This is a genomic window from Aquabacterium sp. (assembly GCF_034003525.1).
In the GTDB taxonomy this organism is placed as follows: domain Bacteria; phylum Pseudomonadota; class Gammaproteobacteria; order Burkholderiales; family Burkholderiaceae_C; genus Aquabacterium.
The window spans coordinates 241,291-261,812 of sequence record NZ_JAVEYN010000001.1; the positions used below are offsets into that span (position 1 = coordinate 241,291).

Consider the following 20,522-nt stretch of genomic DNA (forward strand, 5'->3'; position numbering starts at 1 on the left):
TCAGCCGTTTGCGTCGAATTTAACGCCGGCATTGGCGCCGGCTTTCACGCCTGATTTGACACCCGCGCCTCGCACCTCGAAGCGCACCTCGTCGATCACCTGCCCCTTCGGGTTGCGCAGGCTGAGCACGTGTCGCCCAGGCCAGGGCTGCCAGTGCCGGAGCGACGTGGCGCCCAATCGCTTGCCGTTGAGCCACCACTGCCCTCCGAGATGTGCGGTACGCAAGGCGATGCGCTGCACCTGGGGCGGCATGTCCGGGTCGATGGCGAAGATGGCCCCGTGCGCCGGCGACTGAATGGCGCGCTCCGCGCCCTGCCCGCCGCGGGCCTGACTCAAAGACCAGACCGCCTGCTGCGTGCCAGCCAGAAACACCTCCTGCCTGGGCACATCCACGACACCCGACGATGCGGCCTCTGCGGACGCCGAAGCCTCGAAGGTGATGGGCTGGCGTAGCACCGTGGCAGGCTGCAAAGGTGCCACGGAGGGCTGGGCACGATGCAGTTCACGCACGAGGCTGGCCCAGATGGGCGCCGCGCCGGATACGCCGCTGACGTTGCGCATGGGACTGCCACTGGCGTTGCCCACCCACACCCCTACCGTGTAGCGACTCGTGTAACCCACGCACCAGTTGTCGCGCATGTCCTTGCTGGTACCGGTCTTGACGGCGGCATAGCCACGCGTGGCGAGCACGCTGTCCAGACCGAAGGTCTGCGCCCGGGCGGTGTTGTCGGCCAGGATGTCGCTGACCAGGTAGGCGACGTCGGCCGACATGACGCGGCGCGGCGGCTTCGCAGATGAGGTTCGAGGCGTGGGCACAGCTTGCCATCTCAGGGGCGACCAGACCCCGCCATTGGACAGGGTGCGGTAGGCATTGCTCAGGTCCCGCAGGGTGACTTCGGCGCTGCCCAGCGCCAGCCCCGGGCCGTAGTAGCCGCCTGACTCACGCAAGTCCAGCCCCAGGTCGTTGAGGCGTTGTGCCAACACGTCGGGGCCCAGCATGGCGCCTGCTCGCACGGCCGGCACGTTGAGGCTGTTGCCCAGGGCCGTTCGCACGCTCACCCAGCCCCGGAAGCGCCGGTCGTAGTTCTGCGGGATGTACAGACCCGCGCCCGTGGGCAACTGCAACGGCGAGTCGTGCAGCAGGCTGGCGGGGGTCAGGATGCGGCGCTCAAAGGCCAGCGCGTACACGAAGGGTTTCAGGGTGGAACCCGGCTGGCGGCGCGCCAGCACCGCATCCACGTGTGCGGCTTGAGACAGCTCGCCACTGCCGCCCACCCAGGCCAGCACCTCGCCCGTGGCGTTGTCGAGCACGAGGACGGCGCCATCTTCGACACCCTGGTGAGACAGCTCGCTCAGGTGCTGGCGCAACAGGTCCCGCGCGAGGCGTTGCCACCGGGCGTCCAGCGTGGTGGGGACCCGCACCGTGCCCGCAGGCGTTTGTTGCACGGCGAGCCGGGCCAGATGGGGCGCCAGCTGCTCGCCAAGCATGGCGCTTCCCTTTTGCGCCAGCGCCACCGAGGTGAGCAGATCCAGGCCCTTGCAGGAGCGCTGCTGCAAGGTCAGCACCTGACAGGCGCGGCGCGCCACCACCTCAGCGCGGGCATTGGGGCCACGCACCAGCGCAGCGGCGATGGCGGCCTCCTGCGCGTCCAAGCCGCTGGGATGCTTGCGAAACAGGGTCTGGCTCATCGCTGCCAGCCCCACCGTCTCGCCCCGGAAAGGTACGAGGTTGAGGTAGGCCTCCAGGATGTCGCTCTTGCGCCATTGGCGCTCCAGTTGCCCGGCGTGCCATGCCTGGCTCATTTTTTGAGACCAGTTGCGGCGGGACGCGCCGGACGGTGCTGACTCGCTGAGCAGTCCGGCGAGCTGCATGGTGACGGTGGATGCGCCCCGGGTACGCTGGTTCCAGAGATTGGCCCAGGCGCTGCCCGCCACGGCCTGCCAGTCCACGCCGCTGTGCTGCCAGAAGCGCTGGTCTTCCGACAGAACGATGGCCGTGCGCATGGCGGGCGAGACATCGGACAAGGCAACCCAGGGCAGGCGGCGCACCGTCATGTCCCGTCGCACGGTCTGCAGCGCGTCGCCACGCCGGTCCAGCAGGGTCAGGTCGCTGGAGTGGTGGTTGGCGCGCACGCTCTGGAAGCTGGGCAAGGTCGCCCCATGCGACACCGGCGCGAGCAGGCTCGCCGTCAGCGCGACGGCCGACAGCGCCAGCGGGAGCTGCCTCAAGGTGCGACCTCCACCATAACGTTGGGCGTCTCGCCAAAGGTCTCCGGCGCGTACATGGCTTCGACGCGTGTAGGCGGCATCTGGAAGCGGCCGGGGTTGTTCAGGCGCACTGTGTACTCGACCACATGCTTGCCCTTGGGCAGGTAGTCGAAGTAGGCGCGGTAGCCGTCGAACGCACGCTCGATGTAGATGGGCCAAGCGCCGTCACTCTGCTCGCCGCCGGTGGCCAGCGCGCTGTCGCGCCCCAGGCCGCTGCCCAGGATGGTCGCGCCGCCCGGCACCGGGTCGTTGACGGCCACCCAGCTCATGTCGGACTGGGCGTCGATCTCCAGGCGCACCCGCAGCACGGCACCGCGACCATGCGCTTTCCCGGCCGTGGCCGCATGCGGCCCGGCGTCTTGCACTGAGACCGACTTGCGGATGGCGTAACCGGCCCGCAACGGTGCCTTCAAGGGCACAGCTGCCAGCGCCTGAACGGTGAGCCAGGGGCGCCCAGCCCCCTCGTGCTGCACCTGCAAGGGGGTGGTGGTGGGTGCCGCGCCGCGCACCGGCACGCTGGGCCACGGCAGGTTCAGCCCGCCGCCTTGGGGAGACGACGCCCAGGTGTGTGCGGCAGACTGCGCGCCCAAGCTGGCCCGGGTGACGCCGCTGACCGGCACCTTCTCGAAGCGCTGCGCAAACTTGTCCAGCGCCAGGGTGGCCCACAGGTTGGCGTGGGTGTTCAACCAGGCGCCCTGACGCTGTCGCGCCAGCGAGCCCACCAACATCCTGGGCAGGTCGTCCTGCCAGGCGGGGCGAGACAGCACCGCAAGGATCAGGCGGGCCGCATTGGCGTCGGGGCTGTCCATCAGCCACCACCAGAAGTCATCGGCTTCGCTCGAGAAGCGCAAGGTGGTGCCCGCGAAAGTCAGGCGGCTACGCAGGATCTGATCGGCCTCGGCCAGACGCTGCTCGCGCGCAGGCAGAGTCGACAGGCGCTGCAGGATATTGAACCAGTTGATCACCGCCGCCGTGGGCCACTGCTGGGGCGCGATCGACACCGTGTCGAGCATGCGCGCCTCGGCGCGGCCATAACGGGACAAGGCTTCGATGGCCGCCAGACGCCGGACATCGTTCATCAGGCCTCGCTGAGGGCCGGCGGGCGACCAGACCTCTCGCTGCAATTGCCCTTGCACATAGGCGCTCAGGCCCTGCAGCATGGCCTCACGCGCTTGCGCGGGCAACTCGAAGCCGGACTCATGGCTCACGGCGAGCAGGTGGGCCGTCAGGTAATCGGTGCCCTGCCCGCTCATGCCCGGCATCGGGGGGAAGTAGGCGGCCAGTCCGTCGGCATCGAGGTAGCTGGACAGCTGTCGGCTGATGTCGGCCCACAGGGTCGCATCGTTCAGACCCACGGCCTTGGCCACCTTCTGTTCCAGGCACACATAGGGGTACTGCTCGAAGTAGCGGCGCAGGCCAGGCAATCGACTCGTCAGGGTGGACTGCAGGCCCACGTAGATACCACCGCGGGCTTGACGCCCTGCCCCCACCACATCGGTCAGCGCATCGGCGGGCGGCGCCACCTGCAGGCTATAGGGGCCTGTCAACTGGGTGAGTGTGGCCTGCATCACCCGAACGGGCACGGCCGGCATCACCTGCTGGCTCAGCTTGAGTCGGTCGCTCACCCCGGCTTTGCCCGTGGCCGTCACCGATGCCTCCCAGTTCAGGCGACGGACACCCTCAGGCACGTTCACCTGCCAGCGCAGCTCGCGGGCACTGTCAGGCGGCAGCTCGACGTCCTGCGTCGGCAGGTTCAGCTGGGCTGCGAGCGCCGTGCCCTCTTCGCGCTCGGCCTGCGCGGCCAAGTTCGCCTGAACGCGCATGGGCTGCGAGGTGGTGTTGCGCAGCGTGAAGATGGCTTCAAAACGGTCCCCCTCACGGACCAGCGGCGGCAAGCCGGACAGCATTTGCAGGTCCTGGGTCACGCGGATTGTGGCACTGCCGGTACCGAAGCGTGACAGGCCCGAAGCGGCCACCGCCACCAAGCGGAAGCTGGTCAAGGCATCGTTGATCGGGACCTTCACCATGGCTTCGCCCTTGGCATCGAGCTTCACGCTGCCTTGCCACAGCAAGAGGGTGTCAAACAGCTCGCGTGTGGCCCCTGTGCCCCCGCCTCCACCGGCTGCAACGGCTTTGCGCCCGTAGTGGCGCCGTCCCACGATCTCGTTCTGGGCCGTACTCGTCTCCACGCCCCAGGGTCGCTCCTGCAGCATGGCGTCCAGCAACTGCCAGGAGTCGTTGTCCGACAGCGCCAGCAAGGACTCGTCCACCGCAGCGAACGCAAAATCGCCCTGCACTGGCTTGCCTTCATGGGTGACGCGCACGCGCACCTGGGCAGCCTGGCGGATGGCGTACTGGGCCTTGTCGGGCGTCACCTCTACCTTGAGTTCGTGCTCGGCCGTGCCGATGCGCAGAGCGGCCACACCCAGTTTGTAGGCCGGCCGGGACAAATCGACCATCGCCGTGGGCGCCTGGTATGCGCGCCCTTCGTACCAGAAGGCCTTGGCCCACTCCATCGGCGAGCGCCACCCCCAGGTGAAGAAGCTGTACCAGGGCACGTGGCGAATGCGCCCGCGCAGCGCCATCACGCTGACGTAGACATTGGGCGCCCAGCTTTGCAACTCGCCGTCCGGCCCGACCTTGGCTTTCGGGATGGGCAACTCGATGACCGGGTCTTTGCCCGTCAGGGTCATCACGCGCTGCTCGATGATGCCTTCGCGCTCCACCGACACCAGCACCGTGGCCTCACGGAAGGGCATGCGCACCTGCAAGCGGGCGGTCTCACCGGGTTCATAGCGCTGCTTCTCGGGCAGCACGTCCATCCGGTCGTCGTTGTCCTGGCTGAACCACAGCTCGCCCTGTCGCGTGACCCACACCGTGGTGGCCGCCTGCACAGGGCGTTTGGCACCGTCCTGAGCCTGGGCAATCAGCTCGATCTCGCCGGCTTCGTCCAGCGTGGTCTCGCACAGCAGCAGACCGCGCTCATCGGTGGCACCGCGGCACACCGATCCCAGGTTCCTGACCTCGGTGCGGTGGTCGTAGGCGTAGAAGCCGCCCACGATGCGCTTGCGGGTGCTGAAGGTCTGGCTGAGGCGGGCCTGCACGTTCACGTCCTGCCCCCTCAGGGGCTGGCCCCGGGTGTCCAGCGCCACCACCTGGAAGCGGGTGCGGCCCTGCGCGTCGCCGCCCGTCCCGGCCCAGCGCGTGCTGCGGATGCCCAACACCACCGCCGACGGCCACACCGGCACCGACGTGGCCACCGTCTGGACTTCGCCATTGGGATCGGTGAAGGTCATCTCGGCATGCACCAGCCCCGCATGGGCCTGCTGCGGCAGGTCCTTCAACACCACCTTGGCAGCGCCTTCGCGGTCGGTGACGAGTGACAGTTTGTCCGCGACGACGCGATCGGCCCCACTGCTCACGCCGTCATCGCCCTCGTCGGAGGCGTTGCGCTGAGAGTCAGACTGCGCCTCACTGGGTGGATCGAAGCTGTATTCCTCATAGCCGGTGAAACGCGGCGTGCGCTCACGCCATACCGCCGTGACCTGGGCGGGCGCCTGGGCCACGCCCCCGCCCGACAGATAGCGCAACTGTGCCGACAAGCTCAGCTCACGCGGGGCCAGTTGCACGTCTTTGGGGCCACTCAAGCGGGCGTCCACCAGGGGCAGGCGGAACTCTTCCACCCGAAAACGGCCACTGCTGAGGCTGCGCCTGCCAAACGGGGCATCGCCCTCCAGGCTCACGTCGTAGACACCCAGCTTGGCCTCTTTGGGAATCACCCACGATGACAAGGCTTGCTGCCGAGGCAACCAGGCCAGCGGCAAGCTGTATTCGGTGCCACTGCCCACGTGCGTGATCTTCACAGTGTCAGGCAGATGCTCACGGGGCACGGCTGCCAGCCCGCGCCCGGTCTCGGTGCGGATGACATGCTTCATCGACACGGTTTCGCCTGCGCGCAGCAAAGTACGGTCGAAAACCGTGTGCGCACGCACGCTGCTGGTGTCGGAGTCGTGCTCCGGGCTGGCTGTCGGATGCCGGAAACGCCAGGGCTCGATGCCTTTTTGCCAATCGGTGAACACGAAGGCCAGATCGGTCTGACCTCGGTATGGGCCATCTTTGAGCACCTTGCGGGCGGTGACAAACAGGCCATCCGAGACCAAGCAACGCTGGTCACGAGACACCGCGAAGGCCTGTTGCGCCGAGGCCAAGCCATCCCTGTTGGTCCGACCACGCCACAGCGCTTCACCGCGACAGTCGTTGATCGCCACGTCGGCGTCGGCCACCGGCTTGCCCTTGTCGAGCGAGGTGACCCACACGGAGGCGCCGTCACGCCCCAGCTTGACGTGCACCCCCATGTTGCTCACCAGCACCCCGGTGCGCACATACATTGGCGCCTGACGCGCCAACAAACTGCCCCCCAGGCGGGCCGAGCTGAGCTCGATGACGTGGTAACCCGGCCCCGGCAGCGGGATGCCCACCACCTCGAAGGGCCGAGGGTCGTCGGCGCTGGCTGCCGGCACCGTCAGCTTGCGGGCCTCTTTCACCCCACTGAGCAGCGACAGCTCCCGGGTGCCGATGCGCTTTTCGCGCTGATAGCGGCGTGTGGCGCCCTCCTCATCGGTATCCTTCACCCACTCCAGCCATTCGGACTTCGGGCGCCCCAATTCCTTGGCGCTGAAACTGGACTCGTGATAGCGGCGCACCTTGGCCATCCAGCGCAAGATCTCGGCATCACTTTGGACCGCCTGGGTGCGCACCCCCAACGAAGTGTCGAGTCCTTGCACCGCCAGCGCCTTCTCCACATGGCGCACCGTCACCGGCACCAAGGGGGGCTGCCCAGGCTCGGCAGTCAGCTCGACGACGCCAAACGGCGCGGCCGCAAACTTGGCGAGCGGCGGCATGCTCGAAGTGGCCACCTTCAAGGGAAAGGCACCGGCATTGGCCAGGGAACGGCCGCTCTCGTCGCGGAAGCCCTGGGGCAAGACCAAGGTGAACGCACTGGACTCGGGCAGCGGAGGCTGAAAACGCACCTCGTCCACCGTCTCGTCCTGGTCCTCTTTGTTCCAGAACGGCGTCAAGGCCGGGCCCGAGGCCGGTTTCAGGCGGATCTCGGCGGCCAGCTTGCGGGCCACCGGGGCCGAGAACTTCACCGTCATCGGCCGCAAGGGCAGACAGGGGCTCTGCGCCCGCTCGCGTTCACAGCTGAACTCGGCCACGAAGGCGCTGCGCACCTGGTAGTCGAACACCTGAGGCCGGCTGGTGACGATGCCAGGCGCACCTCGCGACGCGATGCCCGAGCCCCACACCAGCTTCATGTGCGCCCCCGCGGGCAAGGGACGCTGACAGCGCAGCAACACGCTGCGCGCCGCTTCAGCGCCCGAGACGCCCCGCTCTCGCAAGACGGCGGCCAGCGGCGCGCCCCGCTCCACCACCACGGGCAAGCGCTCGCCCAGCCCCTCGACCTCGCAACGGGCATGTTGCGCGACGCTGGCTTCGTCCACCGACCCGGTCAAGCGCAGCAGAAAATACGCGTCCTCTTCGATCTCGCCTCCGCTGGGCTCAACGCGGCGCACCGCCGGCCCACCGGTCTGAAAGCGGAAGGCGCTGGCCTGCAGCGCGCCAGCCTCTTTCAGCTTGGGAGACCACTCCACACGCGGTGCCACCACGCAGCGCACGCCGGGGCCCACATCGTCGGTGAAGTCATACACCCAGACCTTGTCGTTCGCCCACCGACCGCCGCCCGGGGGCACCGCCCCCTGACACCGGACGGTGAAAGGATCATCGTGGCGCAGCTCTCCCAAAGGCATGACCGCTTGCGCGAAGGTGATCCGGATCTGGCGAACCTGGGCAACCTCCCCCTGCGGCGACACCTGCCGAACCGAGGCCGCCTGCACCGGCCACGCCATCAATCCTCCCAGCAGCAGCGACGTGGCGGTACGCCAACCCAGGTGCCTGAAGCGGTTTGTCACGGTCATGCGCACGCCCTTGTTTCATATGGTGGGGATCAGGCCGAAAGTCTAACGAGCACACAAGACGACGCCCTCCCCATCATGGGCGTCGGAAAGCCGGACAGCGCAGCCCGGACCGCCTCAGTCGCGCAACACGCGCAAGGCTTGAGCCAGATCGGCGATCAAATCGTCCACCTTCTCCAGACCCACGGCCAGGCGCACCAGCGTGCCCTGTTGGCCCGCCAGCGAACCCAACTGACGCATGCCCTGCAGTTCATACGGCATGACCAGACTGAGTGGCCCGCCCCAGGAATAGCCGATCTTGAACAGCTTCAGTGCATCCACGAATGCCTCGACGCGATCTTGAGTGAAGCGCTGTGCGTCGAACACCATGGACACCAGCCCCCCCGCCGCGCGGCAGGTCTGCAGCCAATGGCTGTGCCCCGGCGAATGTGGCAAAGAAGGATGCAGCACCTGCGAGATCTCTGGCTGCTCGGTGAGCCAATGCGCGATCTGACGGGTGGACGCATCGTGGGCCGCGTAACGCACGGCCAAACTGGGCAAGCCGCGCAGCACCAATTCGGCATCGTTCGCCCCCACGCCCAAGCCCAGGCGCATGTGGGTCATCTTCAAGCGGTGGTGCAAGGTGGCATCGCGGGTGACCACGGCCCCCATCAGCACATCGCCACCGCCCGAGGGGTACTTCGTCAGCGCGTGAATCGTCACGTCCACGCCGAAGGCCTCACCTTCTGGTGTTTGCCCCAGGCGGAACGCGTCAAAGGCCAAGCCGGCGCCCCAGGTGTTGTCCAGCACGGTCACGATGTTCGGGTGCGCACGGGTGACCGCCAGCAAACCGACCAGGTCAGGAAACTCCAGCGTCACGCTGCCGGCGGCTTCCAGCCAGACCAGTTTGGTGCGCTCGGTGATCTGTGCGGCCAGCGAGGCCGGATCCTGCGGATCGTAAACACGGTGCGTGATGCCCCAATGAGCCAACTCACCGCGCGCAAAGTCCTTGCCGGGCCCATAGGCGTTGTCGGGGATCAGCACCTCATCACCCGAGCGTAGCAGCGCCATGTCCACCAGCGCAATGGCCGCCAGGCCGGAGGGGGCCAGTAAGGCCTGCAAACCACCCTCGAGCGTGGCCAGACGCTCTTCCAGCGTGAAGGTGGTGGGCGTGCCGTGCAGGCCGTAGGTGTAGCCGCTCTTGTCCTTCCACTGCCGCGTCTTCAGGGCAGCGGTGTTCTCGAAGATCACCGTGGAGGCTTTGTGCACCCCCGGTTGCACCGTCTCGAACCCACCAGGGGGCTGATAAGGGTGGTGAATCAGGGCAGTGGCCATATCGTTCAGATTGGCCATGTCACTCGTAGGCCGGGATGACAGGGAAGCGTTGGCAGGTGTGCTCATGCGGGGATGCTAATGCACCCGCCGCATGAAAGAGGCCGCAAGCCGTACCAGCCTGGCCGACCGAACCCGCCGATCAGATCGGCTGACCGATCAGGTCGTGCCCTTCCACGGCCACGATGCGGGCCTTGGTGAACTCACCGACCTTGAGCGTCTTGCTGGCCTTCTGGGGCGGCAGCAGCCGCACGGTGCCGTCGATCTCGGGCGCATCGGCGTAGGTGCGCCCCACGCCGCCCTTGCGGCCCAGCGCGGGCGCGCTGTCGACCAGCACCTGCATGGTGGCGCCAACGCGGCGTTGCAGCTTGGCGATCGACACCTCTTCGGCCACAGCCATGAAGCGCGCACGACGCTCCTCGCGCACCTCGTCGGGCAAGGCGCCTTCCAGCTCGTTGGCCGGCGCGCCTTCGATCGGCGAGTAGGCGAAGCAACCGGCACGGTCGATCTCGGCCTCGCGCAGGAAGTCCAGCAGGTACTGGAACTCCTCTTCCGTCTCACCGGGGAAACCGGCGATGAAGGTCGAGCGCACGACGATTTCCGGGCAGATCTCGCGCCAGCGACGCAGGCGATCGAGGTTCTTCTCACCGTTGGCCGGGCGCTTCATGCGCTTGAGCACATCGGGGTGGGCGTGCTGGAAGGGCACATCCAGGTACGGCAGGATCAGGCCTTCGGCCATCAGCGGCACGATCTCGTCCACGTGCGGATAGGGATAGACGTAGTGCAAGCGCACCCAGGCGCCGTGCTCACGTGCCATCTCGCCCAACTGCTTGGCCAGGTCGTACATGCGGGTCTTGACCGGCTTGCCGTCCCAGAAGCCGGTGCGGTACTTCACGTCCACGCCATAGGCGCTGGTGTCCTGGCTGATGACCAGCAACTCCTTCACACCCGACTCGAACAAGGCCTTGGCCTCGTTCAGCACATCGCCGATCGGGCGCGACACCAGATCGCCCCGCATGCTGGGGATGATGCAGAAGGCACAGCGGTGGTTGCACCCTTCGCTGATCTTCAGGTAAGCGAAGTGCTTGGGCGTGAGCTTGATGCCCGCCACACCACGCGCCTCGGGCACCAGGTCAATGAAAGGGTCGTGGGGCTTGGGCACATGGATGTGCACCGCGTCCATCACTTCCTGGGTGGCGTGCGGCCCGGTCACGGCCAGCACCTTGGGGTGCACTTCCTTGATCAGGTTGCCGCCATCTGCACCCGCCTTGGCCCCCAGGCAGCCGGTAACGATCACCTTGCCGTTCTCGGCCAGCGCCTCGCCAATCGTGTCCAGGCTTTCCTTGACCGCATCGTCGATGAAACCGCAGGTGTTGACGATGACCATGTCGGCCCCGTCGTAGGTCTTGCTGGTCTCGTAACCCTCTGCCCGCAGTTGGGTGAGGATCAACTCGGAATCGGTCAAGGCCTTTGGGCAACCGAGTGAAACGAAGGCAATTTTGGGCGCCACGGCCGAGCCGGCAGCCGTGGGGGTGGTGTGTTCAGAACTCATGGGGCGAGATTGTCCGGCAAATCGGCCGCGCCCGACAGGAATTCATGCACAAGCCCCTCCATCCCAAGGCGGGCAGAGGTCAGTCCCCGCAGAAGAAGCGGCATTTGGGCTTCAGCTTGAAATCGGCCAGAAACTTGTCGAACGTGCCCTGATCCAGCTGGGCGTAATGCAGCTTGGGCGCCAGGTAACGCACCAGCCAGTATTCGTTTTCATGAATGAAGCCCACGGACTGGCTCACATACTCCAGGCCCCAGCTGTTGAAGCTGCGCGTTTCCAGCTTGAACGCGTCCACGCCATCCAGCGTCAAAGGCCGAATCGCGACGCGCTCCACCGTGCCCGGCAGCGGCTTGCCATGGTCCACCGGGAACAGCGCCAGCAAGCCTTCCTTCTCTTCATCCTGATAGCGGGCGAGATCCTGCTCCTTCTCACGGAAGCTGCGCAGCTGCAGTGCAGCCAACTCGCTGGGCGCCGCATCCGCTTTCAGCTGGACACCGGCAAAGGCCTCATCCAGCTCGTGGTGCGTCACGCTGATCTGCTGCAGGAACAGGCCATCACGAGTGATCAGCAAGACGTCGCTGTCGGTGGGCGCACGCTTCCAACCTTCGGGCAAGGTGACCACATAGGCCCGCGCGGGGCCCTCAAAGCGCGCTTCCTTGCGGATGTTTTGCCATTTGGGCGCACACCCGGCGCTCAGCAGCGCCACCGTCAGCAGCGCCACCCATGTCTTGATGCTCATTTCGAGACCTCACTCATTTTCTTGTCAATCTGTCGCAGGTGTTGCTCAATGAAGCCGCGCTCGTCCCCCTCGGGGGCGAACTTCAAAGCCTTGCTCAAATGGTCCTTGGCCTCGGCCCACTGACCACGGCGATAGGACAGGTTGCCCAGCAACTTCCACATCCGAGCGTCCTCAGGTTGCTGGCTCAACAACTCCTGTGCCAGGGCCTGCCCCCGCTCCTGCAGCGCGGGCTCACTGGTCGCCGCATAGCTTTCCGCCAACACCGCGCGCGCGCGATCGGGCAAACGAAAGGTGGAACGGGTGCGCTCAATGTTGCGCATCAGGCGCTTGTAGCGCCCCGCCTCCAGCTCGCTCTCCAGCAAGGGCATGACCAGCGGCTCAATGGCCTGGTGATATACGAGCTGCTCGGCCACGGGGGCCGCCACGGTCCCCGACACGGCTGTCACCGGCGCCGGCATGGGCTCGGGCGCCCCCGCACCCTGCTCGTCCGGCACAACCGATGCCACCACCGAAGACGGCAGGGCCACGACGACATCGGGCTTCGCACCCTGGACGGTTCCCGTCTCAGCGGACGCAGATGGAGATGCCGATGCAACTGCTGAGGCCGCCACAGCAACCGCATGCATCGGTGCAGCTGTAACTTCAGCCGCAACTGCCACAGAAGAGGATGCCGGCACAGATGCCGAAGCGGCGGCGACCAGTGGGGCCGATGCCTGCTCTGCCACCGCCCCCCCCAGCTCCGGCGCAGGCGCTACCTCAGGCGGTCGCGCGGCCCGGCGCGACTCGAACCCTGCCTCGAACTCGGTCAAGGCCTTGAGACGATCCGCCAGACGGTCTTCATTGGCATAGAAGACCGAGAACTTCTTTTCGTCGAGCACCGCCTCGTCATACAAACGCTGCATCACGCGCCGATAGGCCTCGGTGGAGCCCTGCTTTTGCTCGATGAACGCCATCGCGTACTCATCCGACTCTTCTTCCAGCGAATCCTTGAAACCAAAGATGGACGACTTGACGACCATTCCGATGCCGGTCACCGACATGCTGCGAAAGAAGCTGTCGGCCAGGATCTCCTTGAGCTTGTTCAATCGGTCCTGCAGGATCTCACGCCCGCTCGTCAGCAGCACTTCCTGAGACAGGCTGGCCACACTCTTGGCCAGGTCCATCATGCCCACCCCGGTGGTGATCTTGGATGCCAGGTCGGCCGCATCCAGCGCGGTCGAGGCAAGAACTTTCGCCCCCGCGCCCAAGCGCGCCGCATGCACCGTGCGCGCCGTGTGCCGGTGCGTGAAGTGCGCGATCTCCCGCGCCAGAATGACCTGAAGCTCTTCCTCGGAATCAAGGCGCAAGAGCATCCCGGTGCTAAGGAAGATGTCCCCATTCGCGCTGGTGAAGGCCAGCACATCGGCCTGGTCGATCACGTACACCTTGACCTTGCGCGACAGTTCAGGCCAGTGCTTCATCAGCACACCGCGCACCAGGCGCTGCATGGTCGCCACCGCCGGCGAGGGCTTGCCGCGCACGAACTGGCCGCGCAACAGCTCGGCCTCGTCCCACAAACGCTCTTCCAACTCGTCCGAGGCATGGATGCTGGCGGCATCCGGAAAAGGGTCGTAGCCCACCAGGGCATGGGCCGACACGGTGCTCAGACCCAAAGCCGCCCCACACACCCACGCACGCGCCATACGGCTCACCATGCTCACCGCCCCTCGCGCGACTTCAAGGAGGCGCGGAAGTCCGACAGCACGGCCTCCGCCATGGCCTTGACGTCGTCCTCATCCGTCAGCGCCTTGCGGCTGGCCATGTCGCTGTCGAACATCAGCACATTGCCCGTCGACACATCGATCACGCCCAGCACGACCGCAGCCGGTTGCGCGCTGAGGGACTCCCCAATCGGCAACACCGAGGTGATCGCATCGAACACCTTGCGCGAGGTGCTGCGCACCTTGTCCTTGCCCACCACCAACAGGGCGGTGTCCAGTTGGTGACGGCGAGCCAGGTCAGCCATGCCGCTGCCCAGGGTGTAGTCGAAATAGTCGGCCTTGGTCGACCAGGCCCCCACAGCTTCTTCCTTCACCAGCAACATTTGGCTGACCATCGTGGCGAACAGCGCCCGGTGCTGAAGAACCAGCTCCTGGTCTTCCTCGCTCAGGGTGTCGAAATCGATCAGCTCGAAGCTCTGCTGCGCGCGCCCGAGCTCCTGCACGTGCGCCGCCAGGGCTTTGGAGGCCTTCTTCTCTGCGGACACCACGCGCTCCTCCGTCTTGCCGAAGGTCACCTCGGTGATCACGAAGTCGGCCGGCACCACCAGCACCCGCTTGGCAGCCTCGGTGCGACCTCCGGCCAGCTCAGACCTAACGATGCCGCGTGAACCACACCCGGCCAGGAAAGCCACCACCAGCAAGGCACAAGCCCACCGCCCCAAACTGCCCGCCGCAACGTGACGCATCTTCGCCATCCCCCCATGAAGGCACAACCTAGTGCGGCACCGGGCGCACGCCCACTGAACCGCACCACATATTTGAACAATTAAATGTAACCGAATGCGCCAGCGACCTAGCCCCCTGAAGTGGTGAGTTCCACACGCCAAAGGCGGCCCGAAATCACACTTTGACCTCTGGAGCGCACGCTACAATGAAGCGCTGTCAGGAGAGAGCCACGCCCCGAGCGCGGCCGCCGAAGGCGCAGGACCCACCAACGCGAGTTGACGGCCCGAACGCTCAGGCAAAAGGACTGGCAGACATGGCGGCTTTCGGGCCCTCATGATCCTCACTGGAGAGAGTCCGGAGGCTGGCACCACGTGACAGCGAGCCAGGCCACCGAAGGGGCAAGCCCACAACGCCGCAACCCGGTTGCGGCGAGGGGTCAATCTCTCAGGTAAAGCGGACAGAGAGGGCAGCACCGACCGGCAACACACTGGCCCAGCCAGCGCAGCGCATGTCGGATCCACTCAGATTGCCCTCTTCTGGCTTCCAGGCCAGACACCGCCATGTCCGCTGACCTGCTCAAAACGCCCCTGCACGCCCTGCACATCGAACTCGGCGCCAAGATGGTTCCCTTCGGGGGCTACGACATGCCCGTGCAGTACGCCACCGGCATCCTCAACGAACATAAGCACACCCGCGCCGCGGCCGGCCTCTTCGACGTATCCCACATGGGCCAAGTCCTGCTCAAAGGCGACGGTGCCGACGTAGCGCTCGAATCGCTGGTCCCGGTCGATATCGTGGACCTGCCGGTGTTCAAGCAACGCTATGCCCTGTTCACCAACGAGCAAGGCGGCATCCTCGATGACCTGATGGTCACTCGCCGTGAAAACGACCTCTTTGTGGTCGTCAACGCCGCGTGCAAGAACCAGGACATCGCCCACATGCAGCAGCACATCGGCGCTCGTTGCACCGTGCAGCCTTTGCCTGACCAGGCTCTGCTGGCGCTGCAAGGCCCGCAAGCCGTCACTGCCCTGGCGCGCCTCAATGCCGACGTGCAAAAACTGGTGTTCATGACCGGCGCCCACGTCGTGCTGGACGGCATCGACTGCTTCGTCACCCGCTCCGGCTATACCGGCGAAGACGGCTTCGAGATCTCGGTGCCTGCCGACAAGGCCGAGCAACTGGCCCGCGTTCTGCTGGCTCAGCCCGAAGTCAAGCCCATCGGCCTGGGTGCCCGTGACACCCTGCGCCTCGAAGCCGGCCTGTGCCTCTATGGCCACGACCTCGACACCGCCACCACCCCTGTTGAAGGCAGCATCACCTGGGCCATCCAGAAGGTGCGTCGCGCCGGTGGCGCCCGTGCCGGCGGCTACCCCGGCACCCAGGTCATCGACGCCCAACTGGCCAACGGTGCCGCCCGCAAGCGCGTCGGCCTCATCAGCAACGAGCGCATGCCCGTGCGTGAAGGCGCCAAGGTCGTCACCGCAGACGATATCGAAATCGGCGTGGTCACCAGCGGCTCGCCCAGCCCCAGCCTGGGCCAGCCCATTGCCTTGGCCTACGTGCCACCGGCCCATGCTGCCGTCGGCACCGAACTGTTCGCTGTCGTGCGTGACAAGCGCGTCGCCATGACCGTGACCACCCTGCCCTTTGTGCCCAACCGCTACTACCGCGGTTGAGCGACGCATCCCCGCAAGTTCGCGCTTCTGTCGTCAAAACCTGCTGCAGGGCTGAGATACTCATGCCCGTTCGGCAACACAACCTTTTTCCATTTTCAGGACGTCTCCCATGACCATCAAGTACACGCCCGACCACGAATGGCTGCAAATCGAAGCTGACGGCACAGCCATCGTCGGCATCACCCACCACGCACAAGACGCCCTGGGCGACGTCGTGTTCGTCGACCTGCCTGCCGTGGGCACCACCTTCAACCCCAAGGACGTGGCCGGTGTGGTCGAGTCCGTGAAGGCCGCCGCCGACGTCTACATGCCCGTCACCGGCGAAATCACCGAAGTCAACGAAGCCCTGCGCGACGACCCCTCGCTGGCCAACAGCGACCCCACCGGCGCCGGCTGGTTCTTCAAGGTCAAGCTCAGCAACCCCGCTGAACTCGACGCCCTGATGGACGCCACCGCCTACGACGACCTGCTCAAGAACGCCTGAGCCTCGTCTGACGCCATCGCGCCCTGCGATGGCCTCTGCCCCGCGCACCAGTGGTGCGGGGCCGCATTCACTGCCTGACGCCGTTGCCCACCATGCCGAACACCGCCCTGCCCACCCTCGCCGAACTTGAGAACGCGAACGAATTCCAGGCCCGCCATCTGGGCCCTTGGGACGAAGAACAAGCCCAGATGCTCAGCGCCATTGGCGTGGCATCGCGTGAAGCGCTGATGGAAGGCATCGTGCCGGCCAGCATCCGCCGCACCGCCCCGATGGACCTGCCCGCGCCCGTTACCGAGGCCCAGGCACTGACCGAGCTCAAGACCATCGCGCAGCAAAACAAGGTGATGCGCAACTTCATCGGTCAGGGCTACTACGGCACCCACATCCCCGGCGTCATCCTGCGCAACATCCTCGAGAACCCCGCCTGGTACACCGCCTACACGCCCTACCAGGCCGAAATCTCGCAAGGCCGCATGGAAGCCCTGGTCAACTTCCAGACCATGGTGACCGACCTCACCGGCATGACCATTGCCAACGCCTCCATGCTGGACGAAGCCACGGCCGCAGCCGAAGCCATGACCCTGGCCGCCCGCGGCGGCAAGAGCAAGTCCACCCGCTTCGTCGTCTGCCACGACGTCTTCCCGCAAACGCTGGAAGTGATCCAGACCCGCGCCAAGCCGCTGGGCATCACCGTGGACCTGGTGCACGCCAGTAACCTGGCTGCCCACCTGGAGTCCAACGACTGCTTTGCCGCGCTGCTGCAATACCCCGGCGTCAACGGCCAGATCCGTGACCTGCGCCCCCTCATCGATGCCCTGCACGCCAAGGGCGCGCTGGCCATCGTCGCGGCCGACCTGCTGGCCCTCACCCTGCTGACCCCGCCCGGTGAACTCGGCGCCGACATCGCCCTGGGCACCACCCAGCGCTTTGGCATGCCCATGGGCAACGGTGGCCCCCACGCCGCCTACCTGGCCACCAAGGACGAGTTCAAGCGCTCCATGCCCGGCCGCCTGGTCGGCGTGAGCGTCGACAGCCACGGTGACATTGCCTACCGCCTGGCCCTACAGACCCGCGAACAGCACATCCGCCGCGAAAAGGCCACCTCGAACATCTGTACCGCCCAGGTGCTGCCCGCCGTGATCGCCAGCATGTACGCGGTCTACCACGGCCCGGCAGGCCTGAAGCGCATCGCCCTGCGCGTGGCCACCTACACCGCCATCCTGGCTGAAGGCCTGAAGGCACTGGGCCGTAAGCTGGTGCACGACACCTACTTCGACACCATTCACGTGTTGGCCGAAGATCGCGAAGCCGTGATGGCCAAGGCCGTGGCCATGGGCATCAACCTGCGTGATGCGAGCGCCGACAGCATCAGCATCTCGCTCGACGAGACCACCACCCGCAACGACATCATCGACCTGTGGACCGTGCTGGCTGGCGACAAGGCCCTGCCCTCTTTCGCCGCCTTCGAGCACGGCATGCCCTTGGGTCTGCCCACCACCCTGCGCCGCACCAGCACCTACCTGACGCACCCGGTGTTCAACACCCACCACAGCGAAACGGAAATGCTGCGCTACATCCGCGCCCTGTCCGACAAAGACCTGGCGCTGGACCGCACCATGATCCCGCTGGGCTCGTGCACCATGAAGCTGAACGCCACCAGCGAGATGATCCCCATCACCTGGCCGGAATTCGCCCACATTCACCCCTTCGCCCCGCGCGACCAGCTCAAGGGCTACGAACTGCTCAACGAGCAACTGTGCGCCTGGCTGTCGCAAGCCACCGGCTACGCCGGCATCAGCCTGCAACCCAACGCCGGCTCGCAAGGTGAATATGCGGGCCTGCTGGTCATCAAGGCCTACCACGAGTCGCGCGGCGAAGGCCACCGCGACATCTGCCTGATCCCTGAATCCGCCCACGGCACCAACCCGGCCAGCGCCCAGATGGTCGGCATGAAGGTGGTGGTCACCAAGTGCGACGCGCAAGGCAACGTCGACCTCGACGACCTGAAGACCAAGTGCGAACAGCACAGCGCCAACCTGGCCGCGGTGATGATCACCTACCCATCCACCTACGGCGTGTTCGAAACCCGCGTCACCGAGCTGTGCAAGCTGGTTCACGAACATGGCGGCCGCGTCTATGTCGACGGCGCCAACATGAACGCATTGGTAGGCCTGGCAGCCCCGGGTCAATTCGGCGGTGATGTCAGCCACCTGAACCTGCACAAGACCTTCTGCATTCCTCACGGCGGTGGCGGCCCCGGCGTCGGCCCCGTCTGCGTGGTCGAAGACCTGGCTCCCTTCCTGCCCGCCCACCGCTCGGCCGGTGTCGGCAGCGATGCGCAAGTTGGCGCCGTGTCGGCCGCCCCGTTGGGCAACGCCGCTGTGCTGCCCATCAGCTGGATGTACATCCGCATGATGGGCGCCGAAGGTCTGAAGACCGCCACCGAAGTGGCCATCCTCAACGCCAACTACGTGGCCGCCCGCCTGGCCGACCACTACGACATCCACTTCAGTGGTGGCAGCACCACCATCAAGGGTGGCGGCGTGGCCCACGAGTGCATCCTGGACCTGCGCCCCCTGAAGGAAACCAGCGGCGTCTCCGCCGAAGATGTGGCCAAGCGCCTGATCGACTACGGCTTCCACGCACCCACGCTGAGCTTCCCGGTGGCGGGCACGCTGATGGTCGAACCCACCGAGAGTGAATCGCAGGCCGAGCTGGACCGCTTCTGCGACGCCATGATCGCCATCCGTGAAGAAATTCGCCTGGTCGAGCAAGGCAAGCTGCCGCAGGACGACAACCCGCTGAAGAACGCACCGCACACCGCAGCCAGCCTGTTGAAAGCTGAATGGCCGCATGCCTACAGCCGTGAACTGGCTGCTTACCCCGTGGCCAGCCTGCGCAAGCAGAAGTACTGGTCGCCGGTGGGGCGCGTGGACAACGTCTATGGCGACCGGAACCTGTTCTGCTCGTGCGTGCCGGTCAGCGACTACAACTGAGCCATCGAACGTCCAGACGCACAAAAGGCCCCGAATGGGGCCTTTTGTTTTACTACCACCTGCTCGTCACAGAAGCAGCAACATCTCACATTGAAAGCTCAGATCAAGCAGCCTTGCGACGAGTCGTAGCAGCACCTGCACCAATCATGGCCAAGGCGATCAACGCCAATGCGCCAGGTTCCGGCACCTCACCGATGATCTCACCGGTGGACTGCACAGTCCAACCATTGGCCGTAGCAATTGGCTGTGGCTGGTAGGTAAACGTGGCCGACAGGTCGCGTTTCACACCATTCATATCGACGACAGAGTCTTTGTTGAACGCATCAAATTCCTTGCCCCCCGTCACATCCAAATAGCCACTGCTGACACCTTTGGTGGACAGGTTGTTGTATGTGGTCGAAAACGTTGTGGTTTCGTCCCCAAAGAGAACCCCCGGCACAAAGATGCCGCTCAACCACAACTCGCCACTGGTGATGCCAGGGTACAGATTGCCATTCAGATCCTTGCCTGCGCCCACCACAGGCCCCAAGCTCGAGTCATAGTTGGTTGCATTGAAATAAACGTCAAACGTGCCGCCAATTGCATTGGCAGTGGTTTCATTTGCCCCGACTGTGACGTTGTAATCAGTCAGATTACCGAAAACGCCCGTCAAATAGCCATTGACACCACGGGTGAACCACTGAGTGTCGTTCGACAACCTGGTGATGGAGGCAATCGAAAAGATACCCATGGTGTCAGCGCTGGTGTTCACCGAACCGACGCTGCCAGGCGCAGCCACGATGCCAGAAGCAGCATCACAAGCGGCGACCGATCCGCAGTTAGATGTATAACCCGTCGTTGCCGAGTCATACAAATCGATCGTCATCTTGAAGTCGCCACTTTGAATAACGATGGCTGCATTGGCAGCGCCGATCGATCCAAGAGCCACAGTTGCGGCAGCCAATGTCTGCTTGAGTTTGAATCCGGTCATTTGACCTCCTGAATTGTGGACGATTAACAATTGTGCTTTCAACGCCAAAGTAAAAGCACGCTTCGTGCCACCACAAAAGCAAACCTCAAGCCATTGAGTCATAAGAGATTTTTCTGCGCCCACCTGTTCAA

Annotated in this window: 11 protein-coding genes and 2 riboswitches; of the genes, 3 read left to right on the forward strand and 8 right to left on the reverse strand. The window is 65.4% G+C overall.

The features are described from left to right. The 7 genes from pbpC to RBT42_RS01125 form a co-directional block, all read right to left on the reverse strand. The gene (gene pbpC, locus RBT42_RS01095; RefSeq protein WP_320361793.1) at nt 1–2,229 is read right to left on the reverse strand and encodes a penicillin-binding protein 1C; all 2,229 of its coding nucleotides are present in this window, start codon (nt 2,227–2,229) and stop codon (nt 1–3) included. Beyond that, the gene (locus tag RBT42_RS01100; RefSeq protein ID WP_320361794.1) at nt 2,226–8,243 is read right to left on the reverse strand and encodes an alpha-2-macroglobulin family protein; all 6,018 of its coding nucleotides are present in this window, start codon (nt 8,241–8,243) and stop codon (nt 2,226–2,228) included. The genes pbpC and RBT42_RS01100 overlap by 4 nt, the downstream gene beginning before the upstream one ends. A gap of 114 nt (nt 8,244–8,357) precedes the next feature. Next, nucleotides 8,358–9,572 (reverse strand): PLP-dependent transferase, encoded by a 1,215-nt coding sequence (locus RBT42_RS01105; protein ID WP_320361895.1) that lies wholly within the window; start codon nt 9,570–9,572, stop codon nt 8,358–8,360. A 121-nt stretch (nt 9,573–9,693) separates the two neighbouring features. Beyond that, complete coding sequence (gene rimO, locus RBT42_RS01110; RefSeq protein WP_320361795.1) at nt 9,694–11,103, reverse strand: 30S ribosomal protein S12 methylthiotransferase RimO; 1,410 nt, start codon at nt 11,101–11,103, stop codon at nt 9,694–9,696. A 79-nt stretch (nt 11,104–11,182) separates the two neighbouring features. Beyond that, entirely contained in the window at nt 11,183–11,839 is a 657-nt protein-coding gene (locus RBT42_RS01115) for a hypothetical protein (protein WP_320361796.1), read from the reverse strand. Then, nucleotides 11,836–13,521, reverse strand: coding sequence for a M48 family metalloprotease (locus tag RBT42_RS01120; RefSeq protein WP_320361798.1), 1,686 nt, complete (start codon nt 13,519–13,521; stop codon nt 11,836–11,838). Before RBT42_RS01120 ends, RBT42_RS01115 begins: the two co-directional genes overlap by 4 nt. Before the next feature lie 14 nt (nt 13,522–13,535). Then, a complete protein-coding gene (locus RBT42_RS01125; protein ID WP_320361800.1) occupies nt 13,536–14,285 on the reverse strand; it encodes a hypothetical protein in 750 nt (249 codons plus the stop codon). A 187-nt stretch (nt 14,286–14,472) separates the two neighbouring features. Then, nucleotides 14,473–14,582, forward strand: a riboswitch (glycine riboswitch). A 16-nt stretch (nt 14,583–14,598) separates the two neighbouring features. After that, a riboswitch (glycine riboswitch) is annotated at nt 14,599–14,736 on the forward strand. Between the two features lie 89 nt (nt 14,737–14,825). Between RBT42_RS01125 and gcvT the strand changes: the two genes are divergently transcribed. The 3 genes from gcvT (at nt 14,826) to gcvP (ending at nt 19,421) form a co-directional block, all read left to right on the forward strand. Next, nucleotides 14,826–15,941, forward strand: coding sequence for a glycine cleavage system aminomethyltransferase GcvT (gene gcvT, locus RBT42_RS01130; RefSeq protein ID WP_320361802.1), 1,116 nt, complete (start codon nt 14,826–14,828; stop codon nt 15,939–15,941). Nucleotides 15,942–16,050: 109 nt separating this feature from the next. Continuing rightward, complete coding sequence (gene gcvH, locus RBT42_RS01135) at nt 16,051–16,425, forward strand: glycine cleavage system protein GcvH (protein ID WP_320361804.1); 375 nt, start codon at nt 16,051–16,053, stop codon at nt 16,423–16,425. Between the two features lie 92 nt (nt 16,426–16,517). Next, a complete protein-coding gene (gene gcvP / locus RBT42_RS01140; RefSeq protein ID WP_320361805.1) occupies nt 16,518–19,421 on the forward strand; it encodes an aminomethyl-transferring glycine dehydrogenase in 2,904 nt (967 codons plus the stop codon). A 103-nt stretch (nt 19,422–19,524) separates the two neighbouring features. On the opposite strand, the gene RBT42_RS01145 is transcribed toward gcvP, so the two are convergent. Continuing rightward, a complete protein-coding gene (locus tag RBT42_RS01145) occupies nt 19,525–20,391 on the reverse strand; it encodes a PEP-CTERM sorting domain-containing protein (RefSeq protein WP_320361806.1) in 867 nt (288 codons plus the stop codon). Between the last annotated feature and the right edge of the window lie 131 nt (nt 20,392–20,522).

Excerpts from the sequence above, each read along its gene's own strand:
- RBT42_RS01145 (WP_320361806.1), bottom strand. The coding sequence starts at position 20,391 with ATGACCGGATTCAAACTCAAGCAGACATTGGCTGCCGCAACTGTGGCT.
- gcvH (WP_320361804.1), top strand. The coding sequence starts at position 16,051 with ATGACCATCAAGTACACGCCCGACCACGAATGGCTGCAAATCGAAGCT.
- RBT42_RS01115 (WP_320361796.1), bottom strand. The coding sequence starts at position 11,839 with ATGAGCATCAAGACATGGGTGGCGCTGCTGACGGTGGCGCTGCTGAGC.
- gcvT (WP_320361802.1), top strand. The coding sequence starts at position 14,826 with ATGTCCGCTGACCTGCTCAAAACGCCCCTGCACGCCCTGCACATCGAA.
- RBT42_RS01125 (WP_320361800.1), bottom strand. The coding sequence starts at position 14,285 with ATGCGTCACGTTGCGGCGGGCAGTTTGGGGCGGTGGGCTTGTGCCTTG.
- RBT42_RS01100 (WP_320361794.1), bottom strand. The coding sequence starts at position 8,243 with ATGACCGTGACAAACCGCTTCAGGCACCTGGGTTGGCGTACCGCCACG.
- rimO (WP_320361795.1), bottom strand. The coding sequence starts at position 11,103 with ATGAGTTCTGAACACACCACCCCCACGGCTGCCGGCTCGGCCGTGGCG.
- RBT42_RS01120 (WP_320361798.1), bottom strand. The coding sequence starts at position 13,521 with ATGGCGCGTGCGTGGGTGTGTGGGGCGGCTTTGGGTCTGAGCACCGTG.
- gcvP (WP_320361805.1), top strand. The coding sequence starts at position 16,518 with ATGCCGAACACCGCCCTGCCCACCCTCGCCGAACTTGAGAACGCGAAC.
- RBT42_RS01105 (WP_320361895.1), bottom strand. The coding sequence starts at position 9,572 with ATGGCCAATCTGAACGATATGGCCACTGCCCTGATTCACCACCCTTAT.